We start from the raw sequence: 13,104 nt of genomic DNA, 5'->3' as shown, positions 1-13,104 counted from the left end.
CACGATTCGCTGTCCGCGAACCGCTTCCCGAACCCCCGCTCAGAACCTGGGCGGGGGTTCGATGCCGTTCGGGAGCGAACCCGTCGGGACCGTCGCCGGGTGCGCAGGCGGTGGCACGGCCACGACGTTGCCGCTGCCGATGCCGCGCACGATCCGGCGTGGCCGCAGCAACATCGCGCCGGCCCGGGTGCGGTCACGCAGTGCAGCTGCGCGCCAGGTCAGGACGGGATGGGTCGAGATCGCATTGACCAGGTGCACGAAGAAGCCACGTTCGTGGGTGGCGCGGTCGGCGAACTGGTCGAAGTCGACCGCCGACAGCATGTACTTGCCGGCGGCCAGGACGCCGATCGCGCCCGGAGCCCCCGCCGGCTTCGCGTAGTAGCCGTAGTTGTCCGCGGTGTACTCCTGCGCCCGTGACAGGGCGCTGCCGAGCAGAGGGATGTTGGTGCCGAAGACCGTTGCCAGCTGACGCCAGTACGACGTGTGCCCGGCCGCGATGTGCCCGACCTCGTGTCCGATGATGAACTCCAGCGCCTCGGGACTGCGCGCGGCGCCACCGACCTCGAACAGGTCGGAGTAGACGACGACGAACCGGCGGAATCCGTGGCCGGAGGCGAAGGCGTTGATCTGTCCGTTCCCGAGCACGACGTAGGCGTCGGGAACGTACTCCAGTCCGTATCGGGCGGCGGCCTCGACCACCATGCGGTAGCCCTCCGGGAACTGGGTGGGCGTCATCTGCACGCCGTTCACGCGCGGCGTCGCATAGGTCAGACCGCGGATCACGAACAGCAGCAGCGGAAATGCCAAGGCGGCCAGCAGGATCTGGTCCAACATGCCGAGGGCGACGAGGAGCACGATCGCCGCGTATCCCACCGTTGTGGTGAGGATGACGAGGACGAGGACGGGGATCTCCCACGGATGCAGCTGCGGGCGCGCGGCGAAACGAGCCGCGCGAAGCCAGTGTCGTGACGGGTCGGGCGGTGTCTCCGGGAGCGGGTCGGCGACCCCGGGCACGTTCGGGATCGGGTTCGGCAACGCTCGGGGGATGGGCGCAGGCGTGTCCACGCCCTCAATCTATAGTGGCGCCATGCGTGTCTATCTCGGTGCCGACCATGCCGGATTCGAACTCAAGAACCAGATCGCCGACCACCTGACGGCGAACGGACACGAGGTGGTGGACTGTGGCGCCCACGTCTACGACGCCCTCGACGACTACCCGGCCTTCTGCATCGACGCCGCGACCCGGACCGTCGCGGACCCGGGCAGCCTGGGCATCGTGCTCGGCGGCAGCGGAAACGGCGAGCAGATCGCCGCGAACAAGGTGCCCGGCGCCCGCTGTGCCCTGGCCTGGAGTGTCGAGACCGCGCAGCTCGCACGCCAGCACAACAACGCCCAGCTGATCGGCATCGGCGGGCGCATGCACTCCACCGAGGAAGCCCTCGCCATCGTCGACGCCTTCCTGGCCACCGAGTGGTCGGATGAGGCGCGCCACCAGCGCCGCATCGACATCCTCGCTGAGTACGAGCGCACCGGCGTGGCCCCCGAGGTCCCGCAGCCGCCGGCCTGATCGGTGCCCGAAGGTCATACGCTGCACCGGCTCGCCCGCCGGCAACAGCGACTCTTCGGCGGCCGACCGGTTCGGGTGACCAGCCCCCAGGGTCGGTTCGCCGACGGTGCGGCCGCTGTCGACGGGATGACCTTCCACGCCGCGGAGGCGTGGGGCAAACACCTGCTCCATCGCTATCGCGACGGACGGACCGAGCGGATGGTGCACATCCACCTCGGCCTCTACGGCGCCTTCACCGAGCTGACAGCGCCGCCGCCGGAGCCGGTCGGACAGGTCCGGCTGCGTATCGAGACCGAGGACACCGCCACCGACCTGCGCGGACCGACGGCGTGTGAGATCTACCACCCTGCCGACCTCGACGCGCTGATCGCCCGACTGGGTCCCGACCCGCTGCGACGCGACGCCGACCCGGACCGCGCCTGGGCGGCGATCTCCCGCTCGTCGCGACCGATCGGCGCACTGCTGATGGACCAGAAGGTCATCGCGGGAATCGGCAACGTCTACCGTGCCGAGGTCCTCTTCCGTGCCGGTATCGACCCCATGCGCCCCGGGAAGCGCCTCGCCCGAAGCGAATTCGACCAGATGTGGACCGACTTGGTGGCGCTCATGAAGGTGGGCGTGCGCCGCGGCCGGATCCACGTGATCCGGCCCGAGGACGACCACGGGGCGCCGGCGTACGCGGCGAATCGTCCGCGGACCTACGTCTACCGCCGGGCAGGGGAGCCGTGTCGCATCTGCGGCACTCCGGTTCTGCTCGCCGAACTCGAGGCCCGCAAGCTCTACTGGTGCCCGGTGTGCCAGACGTGACGCTTCCCTCAAAAGATGTATGGATAGGCGAACCTCAGTAACATCGCGGAAGTTCGGGATGCACGGCATCCGCGTCGCAATCTGGTGGGGGTAAGCGTGTCGATCGTCGAGGAGTCGCGTGTCCATGCCGGCCTGATCTCGCGCGGTGAGGTGTCGCCGCTGAAGGACGTGCCGTTCCACGGCGCTTCTGATGCGCCGATCTCCCGACGCGTCCTAGCCGGCGGCGATCTGTTCCCCGAGGCCGAGAAGCGGGTCGTCGCCCATGAGATGCGAGCCGTCTCGGCCGCGACCCGGGACTACTGCGAACCCCACGTGCACGACTGTCCCGAGATCAACATCCTCCTCTCGCTCGATCACCTGGTCTACGAGATCACCCTGGGCGACGAGTCGTATGTGGTGGAGGCCCCGGCGAGCATCTACATCCCGGCCGGCCTGAGCCACAGCGCGAACGTGATCGAGGGGAGTGGTTTCTTCATCGCGATCATCGAGACCGCGGACTACGTCGCCAAGCCGCCGCCCGGCGCCACCTTCTGACCTCCATCCGGCGCGGAAGCGACCGGAGGATCTCAGCGAACCCACAGCGTCGTCTGACGTCCGCTCACATGTGCGGGCGTCACGCTGGATGAGGTGTACAGCGACGAGCAGACCCTCGACGACGCCCTCGGGGACGTCTATCGGCCGGCGATCACCGTCCTCGTGGTCGGCGGAACCGGGGAGTCGTACCCGGGCGACGTCCGCACCGAGGTGACCGGTCTCCTCTCGGGCGTGACCGCCGAACTCGACGATCGGTTCTCCTGCCGCTGGGTCGCCTATCCGGCGAGCTACGGCCCGGCGCCCCATCCCGGCGGCATGAGCTTCGCCGACAGTGTGGCGATCGGTTCCCGGCGATTGTCCGAGCTGCTCGAGCAGACCACGGGATCGGTTGCCCTGCTGGGGTACTCGCAAGGTGCCGTGGTGATCCGGGCGGCGCTCGCCGAACTGGGGGCGCGCCGCCATCCCGTTGTCGACCGAGTGATCGGCGTCGGACTCGTCGCGGACCCGCACCAGCCGCCGGGGGCCGTACCCGGATGCGACGGATGGGGTGTCGCGGGTCCCGGGGAACAGTTGCCGGCGGGCCTGCCCGTGATGTGGGTGGGCGCCCCCGACGACATGATCTGCAACGCACGCGCCGATTCCCTGGTCCGTGACATCGCCGACCTCACCCGGGCGATGACCTTCGCCGCGCTGGGCCGCTGGGGACGCAGCGCATTCGAGGTGCTGCGCCGCAACGCCTTCCAGAACGCCCGCCGCACCGCGGTGCGCCCGTCGCAGTGGCGGCGGGACATCCACCGACTCGCATCGGCCTGGTGGGAGATCCGCTGTTATCTGCCGTCGGTGATGCGGTTCCTCGGTGTCGCGTGGGCGAATTCGCCGGGCGGACGGCACACCTCGTACGGCCACGAGCCCTATCGACTCGGTTCTGTCACCGATCCCGTCTCGACCGGGTGCCAGGTGATCGCGGGTTGGCTGCAGGTGCAGGCGACGTTCGCCGCCGTTCCCGCGGACGACGTCCGCGCTGCTTGAGGAGTCTCCCGAGTCGCGCGTCACGGCTGTCGTCCGACACCGACGACGAAGGCCGGTCACCGGGGAGGTGACCGGCCTTCGAGGTCTGCTGGAACGCCAGATCAGTTGCCGTTGTACTGGCCGCCGATGGTGTTCCGGACCACGATCGGGGTTCCGCGCGGGACGTTGTCGTAGACCCACTTGCCGAACTCGGTGGTGACGTTGATACAGCCGTGGCTCACATTGCTGTTGCCCTGCTGCGCGACCGACCACGGTGCCGCGTGGATGAAGATGCCGTCCCACGACATGCGGGTCGCGTACTCGACGTAGGTGCGGTAGCCCTCGGCGGAGTCGACCGGCACACCGTACGTGGACGAATCCATGTACATGTCGCGGTACTTCTCCTTGGTGTAGTAGACACCGTTCGGGGTCGGGTGCTTGTCCGAACCCATCGAGATCGGCATGGTCTTGACGACCTCGCCGTTCTTCCACCACGTGATGGTGTGGGTCTTGTCGTCGGCCAGGGCGATGTACCCGGTCGGGGACTTCACGTTCGGGATGGCCGGACCCGCGGGCTTCTCCGGGGTGGTGCTGCTCGACGGCGGCTCCGGGGCCTTCGGGGTGCTCGGTGCCGGCGGCGTCGGCAGGCCCGGGATCACGGGGATCTCGACCGGCGGCAGGCCGGGGATCACGGTGACGGGTGCAGCGTTCGCAACGCCGGGGAGGGCGAGAGCCATGGCCAGGACGCCGACGACGATCCCGCTGAGGCGCCGAGTGGTGCGTCGACGAGACCGCGGGGTCGGCACATTGTTGGTCTGCACTAGTCGTACCTTCGGTTCGATGAATATCTCGCGCTGTACATCTGAAAGCGCGAATCCATCGTTACACAACCGTTGTCTAACGGCCAAGGAATGCAGCGACCTCGCCGACGCCGCGATCGCAAACGGGGCATGCGAGCTGGCGAAAACCCGTGGTGAGCGCATTGACCGCAACTGGAGTGATGGTAGTCACAAACCAATGGCAGACTCCGCCGATCATCTCATCGGCGTACATCATCGCCCTGTCGTGGTGGTGTCAACAGGATCGGTTGTCCCACAGGGGCGCCGGGACTCAGGCGGGTTGCGGGTGCTCTGTGCGCAGATGCCGCACCGGCTGCGTGCACGCCTCGTCCCGGCACACGAGCATGATGTCGACGCGTCCGAGCCCGGTCTCGGATTCGGTGATGTCCCTGCGTATATACAGCGGTGCGCCGCAGGTCTGACACTTTCGCTGGGTTTTCGTATGTGTAGATGACATGCCCCCACCTTACGCGAGTGTGTCGTGTGTCACAGCTGTGTTTCGGCTTCGCGAACACCGCAAACAGCGTCGTCGGCCGGAGCAATCTGGATGTCGGCACCCGGGAAGGACAGGGCGCGTGCCCGAGAGTGCACGCAGGTCGGGAGACATTTCCGCGCGGAGGGGGGTGCTGACGTCTGCGAATGGAAGACCGAGAGCAATGAACCGACCCTTGACCACCTTGACGTTCGCTGTCGCCACCGCCACCGCCGGGCTTTTCGGTGGCGCGGCACTTGCGAGCGCCGACGCACCATGCACGATGCCCATCGCCAACGGGCAGACCGCCCCGTGTCCGCCACCCGTCATCTCGACGGGTCCGGGGGAGAACGGCGCGGTGAAAGACACACCGGAGACACCGCCTCTGCCGGAGCTCCCGCCGTTCTACGACTATCCGTACGACTTCTACGAGTTCGGGGAGGGCTTCCCGTTCTGGGAATTCTGAGGTCTGCCGTGGCCTGAGGTCGCTGAGCGCACCAAGAAACGAAACGACCCTGGTCGTCGTCTTTCGACGGACCAGGGTCGGATCGTGCCCTCGACCGGGTCGAGGGGTGTGGTGGAGCGGGTGACGGGAATCGAACCCGCGTAGCTAGTTTGGAAGACTAGGGCTCTACCATTGAGCTACACCCGCGTGCTCGCGATCACCGGGAACCGGAGTTCGCCGCGTGCGATGAGTGACTGTACCTGGCGGCGCGCCGGATTTCTAAATCGGGGTGGGTGGCGGTGCGTCCGGCACCCGTTGGTCGAGTCGCAACAGACGCCACGTACTATCTTCTGTTGGCCCTGATGCGCGGTCGGCCGTGAGGCCTCCACCGCGACCTGAGGACCGCGGGATGTGGCGCAGCTTGGTAGCGCATCCGCTTTGGGAGCGGAGGGTCGCAGGTTCAAATCCTGTCATCCCGACTTGTCGATGTGACCGTGTGGGTCACGGGGGCACACCACCCGAAACCGAACTTTCATCACCACCCCAGATATAAGGAGCAGTAGGCGTGAAGAGCACTGTCGAGCAACTCACCCCGACCCGAGTGAAGCTCAATGTCGAGGTCCCGTTCGAGGAGCTGTCCGCAGACTTCGACCGGGCGTACAAGTCGCTGGCCCAGCAGATCCGGATCCCCGGCTTCCGCCCGGGCAAGGCGCCCGCCAAGCTGATCGAGGCCCGCGTCGGTCGCGACTCGGTCCTGGCGCAGGTCGTCAACGACGCCATCCCCGCCAAGTACTCGGAGGCCATCGCCGAGACCGAGACCAAGGCCATCGGCCAGCCGGAGATCGACCTGTCGGAGCTGAAGTACGGCGAGTCCGTCACCTTCACCGCTGAGGTCGACGTCCGCCCGGAGATCACCCTGCCCGACTACTCGACCCTCTCGGTCGAGGTCGACGCCATCGAGATCGACGACGCAGCGGTCGACGAGCAGCTCGAAGGCCTGCGCGCCCGCTTCGGCACCCTCAAGGGTGTCGAGCGCGGCATCGAGAACGGTGACTTCGTGTCGATCGACCTCGAGGCCACTGTCGACGGCGAGGCCGTCGAGGAGGCCACCACCGAGGGTCTGTCCCATGAGGTCGGCTCCGGCCAGCTCATCGACGGACTCGACGACGCCCTCATCGGTCTGAAGGCCGGCGAGAGCAAGGAGTTCACCACCAAGCTCGTCGCCGGCGACCACGCCGGTGAAGAGGCTCTGGTGAAGGTCACCGTGCAGTCGGTCAAGGAGCGCGAGCTCCCCGAGGTCGACGACGAGTTCGCGCAGATGGCCAGTGAGTTCGACACCGTCGAGGAGCTGCGTGCGAGCCTGGCCGAGCGCGTCGAGCAGTCGGCGAAGCTCGAGCAGGCCAACAAGATCCGCGACGCCGTGCTCGAGAAGCTGATCGAGACCGTCGAGGTCCCGCTGCCGGAGAAGGTCGTCGCCGAGGAGATCGAGGGTCAGCAGCACCAGATCATCCACGCTCTCGGCCACGACGACGAGCAGGTCGCGAAGTTCCTCGAGGCGCAGGGCAAGACCCGCGAGGAGTGGGACGCCGAGGCCCGCGAGGAGGCCGAGAAGTCGGTCAAGCAGCAGCTGCTCCTCGACGCGATCGCCGATCAGCAGGAGACCGAGGTCAGTCAGGACGAGCTGACCCAGCAGATCATCTTCACCGCGCAGCGCTACGGCATGCAGCCGCAGGAGTTCATCCAGCAGCTGACCCAGGCCAACCAGGTCGGCGCGGTCTACGCCGACGTCCGTCGCGGCAAGTCGCTGGCCGGCATCGTCGGTGAGTTCACCGTCACCGACACCAAGGGTGCGACCGTCGACACCTCCGAGTTCTTCGGGGGCAACGACGACGCCGAGTCCGACGAGGCGGCCGACGCCGACAACTGAGTCGACCCGGAACCTCACCACGCATCACCGATCGCCGGTCCCCGTTCGCGGGGGCCGGCGATCGGCGTCGGGTGCACCGGTCTGCATTCGCCGTTCACAGTGATGACCCGTTCTGCTCTCAGCGAATAGACGTGTCCTCGGGAGTGCCGGTGGGTGTGGATTGGTTAGTGTCGGAGAGGACGTCATCAGACAGAGAACGTGTGCGACGCCGGCGACGGCGCGCACAGGTCATGACAACAAGGCAAAGGTAGGAACCTGTGAGTGAGCCGACCATCCACACACCCTCGATGAGTTCGGGTGTGGCTGGGTTGAACCTGACCGATTCGGTGTTCGAGCGTCTGCTGCGCGAACGCATCATCTTCCTGGGCACCCAGGTCGACGACGACATCGCCAACCGGCTGTGCGCGCAGATCCTGCTGCTCGCCGCCGAGGACCCCACCAAGGACATCCACCTCTACATCAACTCGCCCGGTGGCTCGGTCACCGCGGGCATGGCCATCTTCGACACCATGCAGCTCGCCCAGTGCGACGTCGCCACCTACGCGATGGGCATGGCGGCATCGATGGGTCAGTTCCTCCTCGCGGCCGGCGCCAAGGGCAAGCGCCATGCTCTGCCGCACGCGCGGATCATGATGCACCAGCCGTCCGCGGGTATCGGCGGTACGGCCGCCGACATCGCCATCCAGGCCGAGCAGTTCGCGCTCACCAAGAAGGAGATGAACCGGCTCAACGCCGAGTTCAGTGGTCAGCCGCTCGAGAAGATCGAGGCCGACGCGGATCGCGACAAGTGGTTCACCGCCGAGGAGGCCAAGGAGTACGGCTTCGTCGACAAGGTGATCTCGCGTCCGGGGCAGTGACCCGGTCCCGAGCATCCCGCCACCTCCGAGCCACACCTACTCATTGGAGCAACAGATGACCAACTCCCTTTCCCTGGACGGCATGCCCGCCGAGGTCGCCGCCGGTATCCCGTCGTCGGCGTTGGCGCTCAAGAACATCGAGGCGCGCTACATCCTTCCGTCGTTCATCGAGCACACCCCGAACGGTCAGCGCCAGTACGACCCGTACGCCAAGCTGTTCGAGGAGCGCATCGTCTTCGTCGGCACCCCGATCGACCAGGTCGTGTCGAACGACGTGATGGCCCAGCTTCTCGTCCTCGAGTCGCAGGACCCCGATCGCGACATCACCATGTACATCAACTCGCCCGGCGGCAGCGTTCCCGACATGCTCGCCATCTACGACACGATGCAGTACGTCCACTGCGACATCGTGACGGTGTGCCTCGGTGAGGCGGCGTCGGCCGCGGCGATCCTGCTCGCCGGCGGAACCCCGGGCAAGCGTGCGGCCCTGCCGAACGCGACCGTCCTGATCCACCAGCCGCGCACCGGCGGCGCCTACCAGGGTCAGGTCTCCGACCTCGAGATCCAGGCCGCCGAGATCGAGCGCATCCGCGACCGGCTCGACGAGATCCTGGCCAGCCACACCGGCCAGGACAAGGCGAAGATCCGCAAGGACACCGATCGCGACAACATCCTGACCGCCGCGGCGGCCAAGGAATACGGCATCGTCGACGAGGTCTTCGAATACCGCAAGAAGTCGATGAAGAAGTCCTAGGGACAACCCACAACCAGTACAGAAGTCGCGGGGATTTTCTGTCGCGACATTTGGCCTTATCGGTCGAAGTTCGAGCGGTGCGCGGGTACCGTCGGGTTACTGGGCATTCGGAGGTCGTCAGATCATCCGTGCCCGGCTGCGTGCGACGCGACGGACCACGACGACAGTCCGGCAACGAGGAAGTAGGTACTACGCGAGATGGCACGAATCGGAGACGGCGGCGACCTGCTCAAGTGCTCTTTCTGCGGGAAGAGTCAGAAGCAGGTGAAGAAGCTCATCGCCGGCCCCGGCGTGTACATCTGCGATGAGTGCATCGACCTGTGCAACGAGATCATCGAGGAGGAGCTCGCCGAGAACGGCGACGTGAAACTCGACGAACTCCCGAAGCCCGCGGAGATCCGCGACTTCCTCGAGAAGTACGTCATCGGTCAGGACACCGCCAAGCGCACGCTCGCGGTGGCCGTCTACAACCACTACAAGCGCATCCAGGCGGGGGAGAAGAAGGACTCCCGCACGGGTGAGACCGTCGAGCTGATGAAGTCGAACATCCTCATGCTCGGCCCGACCGGTTGTGGCAAGACGTACCTCGCGCAGACGCTGGCCAAGATGCTGAACGTGCCGTTCGCCATCGCCGACGCCACCGCGCTCACCGAGGCCGGCTACGTCGGTGAAGATGTCGAGAACATCCTGCTGAAGCTGATCCAGGCCGCCGACTACGACGTCAAGCGTGCCGAGACCGGCATCATCTACATCGACGAGGTCGACAAGATCGCCCGCAAGAGCGAGAACCCGTCGATCACCCGTGACGTGTCCGGTGAGGGTGTGCAGCAGGCGCTGCTGAAGATCCTCGAGGGCACGCAGGCGTCGGTGCCTCCGCAGGGTGGGCGCAAGCATCCGCACCAGGAGTTCATCCAGATCGACACCACCAACGTGTTGTTCATCGTCGCTGGTGCGTTCGCGGGTCTCGAGAAGATCGTGTCCGAACGAATCGGCAAGCGCGGCTTGGGTTTCGGCAACGAAGTGGCGAGCAAGGACGAGGTCGACACCTCCGATCAGTTCGCCGATGTGATGCCGGAGGATCTGATCAAGTTCGGGCTGATCCCCGAGTTCATCGGCCGCCTGCCGGTCGTCGCCTCGGTCACCAATCTCGACAAGGCCTCGCTGGTGAGCATCCTGTCGGAGCCGAAGAACGCACTGGTGAAGCAGTACACCCGCCTGTTCGAGATGGACAACGTCGAGCTCGAGTTCACCCAGGACGCCCTCGAGGCGGTCGCCGACCAGGCGATCCATCGTGGCACCGGTGCTCGTGGTCTGCGCGCCATCATGGAAGAGGTCCTGCTGCCGGTCATGTACGACATCCCGAGCCGTGACGACGTCGAGAAGGTCGTCGTCACCGGTGAAACGGTGCGCGACAACGTGTTGCCGACCATCGTCCCGCGCAAGGCGTCGAACGACGAGCGTCGCGACAAGAGTGCCTGACGTAACCGTCTGACAGACAAGAGAAATCCCCGCCCGGTGATCCGGGCGGGGATTTCTCTGTTCTGAGCGAGGCGGCCTCAGGCCGGTTCGAGCCGGACGACCACGGCCTTGGACACCGGGGTGTTGGATTCCTTCGCCACCGCACCCAACGGCACCAACGGATTGGTCTCCGGGTAGTAGGCGGCCGCATTGCCCTGCGGGGTGTCGTAGGCGACGATCTCGAAGCCGCGCACCCGACGCTCCTCGAGTCCGTTCTCGCCCTCGAACTCCGATACGATGTCGACGAGCTGGCCGTCGTGCAGTCCGAGTGCGGAGATGTCCGCGGGACTGACCATCACCACATGCCGGTTGCCCTTGATCCCGCGATAGCGGTCGTCATGCCCGTAGATGGTGGTGTTGTACTGATCGTGGCTGCGCAGCGTCTGCAGGATGAGACGCCCCTCCGGGATGTGCACCCACTCGAGCGGGTGCACCGCGAAGTTGGCCTTGCCGTTCGGGGTGTCGAAGGACCGGTTGTCGCGGGGCGGGTTCGGTAGGACGAAGCCGTCGCTGCGCCGGACGCGGATGTTGAAGTCCTCGAACCCCGGGATCACCCGCTCGATACGATCGCGGATCGTGTCGTAGTTCCCCTTGAGTTCCTGCCACGGCACCGGATGATCGGCGCCGAGCGCAGCGGTGGCGAGGTCGCAGACGATGGCGACCTCGCTGCGCAGATCGGGCGACACCGGCGGCAGTGAGCCTCGGGACAAATGCACCACCGACATCGAGTCCTCGACCGAGACACGTTGGGCGACACCGTTGATGACGTCGCGGTCGGTCCGGCCGAGGGTCGGCAGGATGAGCGCCGCGCGACCGGTGACGGTGTGCGACTCGTTGAGCTTGGTCGACACCTGCACGGTCAGGGCGCACCGGCGCAGCGCGTCCGCGGTCGCCTCGGTGTCGGGGGTGGCGGAGACGAAGTTGCCGCCCATTCCCATGAACACCCGCACCTTGCCCGCCGCCATCGCGTTGATCGCGGCGACGGTGTCGTACCCGTGCTTGCGGGGGCTGACGATCCCGAACTCGGCATCCTGTGCGGCGAGGAAGGATTCGGGCATCTTCTCGAAGATGCCCATCGTGCGGTCGCCCTGGACGTTGGAATGCCCTCGCACGGGGCACAATCCGGCTCCGACCTTGCCGATCATGCCGCGCAGCAACAACACATTGGTGCCCTCGGCGATCGTCGCCACCGCGTGACGGTGCTGGGTGAGTCCCATCGCCCAGCACAACACGATGCGCTGCGAGGTTCGAACGGCGTCGGCGAGATCAGCGATCTGGGTTCTCGTCAGACCCGTGATGGCGGCGACCTCGTCGATGTCGACGTCGTCGAGCAGGGCGAGGTAGTCCTCGGTGCCGGCGCATGACCCGGTGAGGAACTCGTGGTCGAAGACGGTGCCGGGGTTCGCCTGCTCGGCGTCGCGCAGCAGTCGGGCGACACCTCGGAACAGCGCCATGTCGGAGCCGAGGCGCACCTGGAGGAAGTCGTCGGCGAGCTTGGTTCCGTCACCGATGACGCCGCCGACCTTCTGGGGGTCCTTGAACCGCATCAGACCCGCCTCGGGCAGCGGGTTGATCGCGACGATCCGTGCCCCATTGCCCTTCGCCTTCTCGAGCGTGGCCAGCATGCGCGGATGGTTGGTGCCGGGATTCTGCCCCGCGATGAGAATGAGGTCGGCGGCCTCGAGGTCGGGGACGGTCACCGAACCCTTGCCGATGCCGATGGACGTCCCGAGCGCGGCGCCCGACGATTCATGGCACATGTTGGAGCAGTCGGGGAGGTTGTTGGTCCCGAGGCTGCGCGCGAACAGCTGGTAGACGAAGGCGGCCTCGTTGCTGGTCCGCCCGGAGGTGTAGAAGACGGCTTCGTCGGGGGAGGACATCGCGGCGAACTCGTCGGCGATGATGCGGTTGGCCTCGTCCCAGCTCACCGGGCGGTAGTGGGTGTCGCCGGGCGCGAGATACATCGGATGCGCCAGTCGGCCCTGCTGGGAGAGCCAATAACCGCTGCGGGTGGCGAGGTCCTCGACGCTGTGGGCGGCGAAGAACTCCGGGGTCACCGAGCGCTTGGTGGCCTCCTCGGCGACGGCCTTCGCGCCGTTCTCACAGAACTCGGCGTGCTTGCGGTGGCCGGGGGTCTCGGGCCAGGCGCAGCCGGGGCAGTCGAAGCCGTCGCGCTGGTTGAGTTCGAGGAGGGTTCGGGCGGTGCGCACCGGGCCCATCTGCTCGAGTCCGCGCTTGAGCGCCACGGCCACCGCGGGAACGCCGGCGGCCCAGGTCTTCACCTTCTTGCGTTGGACATCGGTGGGCTCGTCGACGCGGAGGTCACCATCAGGGCTACGGCTCATGATGTCCATCTTGCCTCGCCGCGGTGACGGA

13 protein-coding genes and 2 tRNA genes are annotated in these 13,104 nt (G+C 66.6%); 10 read left to right on the top strand and 5 right to left on the bottom strand.

Annotated features, from left to right (window positions below; genetic code table 11):
• Positions 1–39: 39 nt before the first annotated feature.
• Positions 40–1,065 (bottom strand): M48 family metallopeptidase, encoded by a 1,026-nt coding sequence (locus M1L58_RS02300; RefSeq protein WP_248657656.1) that lies wholly within the window; start codon positions 1,063–1,065, stop codon positions 40–42.
• A gap of 22 nt (positions 1,066–1,087) precedes the next feature.
• Between M1L58_RS02300 and M1L58_RS02295 the strand changes: the two genes are divergently transcribed.
• The 4 genes from M1L58_RS02295 (at position 1,088) to M1L58_RS02280 (ending at position 3,937) form a co-directional block, all read left to right on the top strand.
• Positions 1,088–1,567, top strand: coding sequence for a ribose-5-phosphate isomerase (locus M1L58_RS02295; protein WP_040536043.1), 480 nt, complete (start codon positions 1,088–1,090; stop codon positions 1,565–1,567).
• 3 nt (positions 1,568–1,570) lie between these two features.
• On the top strand, positions 1,571–2,374 hold the full coding sequence (locus tag M1L58_RS02290) for an Fpg/Nei family DNA glycosylase (protein ID WP_248657655.1): 804 nt from the start codon (positions 1,571–1,573) through the stop codon (positions 2,372–2,374).
• 96 nt (positions 2,375–2,470) lie between these two features.
• Positions 2,471–2,908: a hypothetical protein gene (locus tag M1L58_RS02285; protein ID WP_006866770.1), complete on the top strand. Its 438-nt coding sequence runs from the start codon at positions 2,471–2,473 to the stop codon at positions 2,906–2,908.
• A gap of 93 nt (positions 2,909–3,001) precedes the next feature.
• Positions 3,002–3,937 carry a PE-PPE domain-containing protein gene (locus M1L58_RS02280; protein ID WP_248657654.1) on the top strand — a complete coding sequence of 312 codons (936 nt, stop codon included), beginning with the start codon at positions 3,002–3,004 and terminating at the stop codon, positions 3,935–3,937.
• Positions 3,938–4,038: 101 nt separating this feature from the next.
• Here the strand turns inward: M1L58_RS02280 and M1L58_RS02275 are convergent, their stop codons facing one another.
• Complete coding sequence (locus M1L58_RS02275; protein WP_248657653.1) at positions 4,039–4,737, bottom strand: L,D-transpeptidase; 699 nt, start codon at positions 4,735–4,737, stop codon at positions 4,039–4,041.
• Positions 4,738–5,026: 289 nt separating this feature from the next.
• A complete protein-coding gene (locus M1L58_RS23445) occupies positions 5,027–5,212 on the bottom strand; it encodes a hypothetical protein (RefSeq protein WP_308221780.1) in 186 nt (61 codons plus the stop codon).
• 211 nt (positions 5,213–5,423) lie between these two features.
• Between M1L58_RS23445 and M1L58_RS02270 the strand changes: the two genes are divergently transcribed.
• Positions 5,424–5,693 carry a hypothetical protein gene (locus M1L58_RS02270; protein ID WP_248657652.1) on the top strand — a complete coding sequence of 90 codons (270 nt, stop codon included), beginning with the start codon at positions 5,424–5,426 and terminating at the stop codon, positions 5,691–5,693.
• Between the two features lie 112 nt (positions 5,694–5,805).
• Here M1L58_RS02270 and M1L58_RS02265 read toward each other — a convergent pair.
• A tRNA-Gly gene (locus M1L58_RS02265) sits at positions 5,806–5,879 on the bottom strand.
• A gap of 198 nt (positions 5,880–6,077) precedes the next feature.
• On the opposite strand from M1L58_RS02265, the gene M1L58_RS02260 reads away from it, so the two are divergent.
• From M1L58_RS02260 to clpX, 5 genes are all read left to right on the top strand, one after another.
• Positions 6,078–6,151, top strand: a tRNA-Pro gene (locus M1L58_RS02260).
• 86 nt (positions 6,152–6,237) lie between these two features.
• A complete protein-coding gene (gene tig, locus M1L58_RS02255; RefSeq protein WP_006866775.1) occupies positions 6,238–7,599 on the top strand; it encodes a trigger factor in 1,362 nt (453 codons plus the stop codon).
• 257 nt (positions 7,600–7,856) lie between these two features.
• A complete protein-coding gene (locus M1L58_RS02250; protein ID WP_006866776.1) occupies positions 7,857–8,456 on the top strand; it encodes an ATP-dependent Clp protease proteolytic subunit in 600 nt (199 codons plus the stop codon).
• A gap of 55 nt (positions 8,457–8,511) precedes the next feature.
• Positions 8,512–9,210 carry an ATP-dependent Clp protease proteolytic subunit gene (locus tag M1L58_RS02245; RefSeq protein ID WP_006866777.1) on the top strand — a complete coding sequence of 233 codons (699 nt, stop codon included), beginning with the start codon at positions 8,512–8,514 and terminating at the stop codon, positions 9,208–9,210.
• A 198-nt stretch (positions 9,211–9,408) separates the two neighbouring features.
• Positions 9,409–10,689, top strand: a complete 1,281-nt coding sequence (gene clpX, locus M1L58_RS02240) for an ATP-dependent Clp protease ATP-binding subunit ClpX (RefSeq protein ID WP_006866778.1) — start codon at positions 9,409–9,411, stop codon at positions 10,687–10,689.
• A gap of 77 nt (positions 10,690–10,766) precedes the next feature.
• On the opposite strand, the gene M1L58_RS02235 is transcribed toward clpX, so the two are convergent.
• The gene (locus tag M1L58_RS02235) at positions 10,767–13,073 is read right to left on the bottom strand and encodes an FdhF/YdeP family oxidoreductase (protein WP_248657651.1); all 2,307 of its coding nucleotides are present in this window, start codon (positions 13,071–13,073) and stop codon (positions 10,767–10,769) included.
• Positions 13,074–13,104 lie beyond the last annotated feature (31 nt).

The sequence above is a fragment of the Gordonia sp. C13 genome (assembly GCF_023218005.1).
GTDB lineage: Bacteria > Actinomycetota > Actinomycetes > Mycobacteriales > Mycobacteriaceae > Gordonia > Gordonia namibiensis.
This window is presented reverse-complemented; position numbering and strand designations above follow the sequence as displayed.